1 protein-coding gene and 1 pseudogene are annotated in these 568 nt (G+C 46.7%); both read left to right on the top strand.

Features of this window, described 5'->3' with window-relative positions:
• Positions 1-329 (top strand): annotated as a pseudogene (gene vopN, locus R7190_RS29505) (SctW family type III secretion system gatekeeper subunit VopN); the annotation flags it as partial.
• Positions 310-568, top strand: a 259-nt coding sequence (locus R7190_RS29510) for a TyeA family type III secretion system gatekeeper subunit (protein ID WP_318138155.1), incomplete at its 3' end; no start/stop codon positions are given. The pseudogene vopN and the gene R7190_RS29510, both read left to right, overlap by 20 nt.

Here is a 568-nt window from a genome sequence, read left to right on the forward strand (position 1 = left end):
TTAGCAAAGAGCAAGAGTTCAGCTCTCTTCACCAATTGCGCGGCTTTTACCGCGATACGGTACACAGCTATCAAGGGCTTGGCTCTGCATATCAGGATGTTGTCGAGCGTTTTGGTGAGCAAGAAGTCTCAACTGCGGTGGACTTCATGCTGCAAGGCATGAGCGCCGACCTTAGCGTTCAAGGCAGCAACATTGACTCCGTCAAATTGCAGCTGCTGATGTCCGACATGCAAAAACTCAAAACGTTAAACACCTTGCAAGATCAGGTAGGGCGGCTATTTCAAATGTTCAAACCAGAAAGGATGAGTCATGGCTTATCAGGCTTCTGATTTGATGGCTGACGTAATTGCTCTGGTCGAGCAACGTTGGGTTAGCAGTGAAGAGATTTGGAAGATCGCAACATCAATGGAGTTGGTGGCAATAGAACAGAAAATCGATTTTTTTCGAGAGCTGCACAAGTTGATACGACACATCCCCGTTGATGTATTTGCTGACGACGAACAGAGACAAAACCTAATACAAGCCGCACAAAAGGCGCTAGACGAAGCCATTGATATAGAAGAAGAGG

This window comes from Vibrio sp. 1078-1, assembly GCF_033340475.1.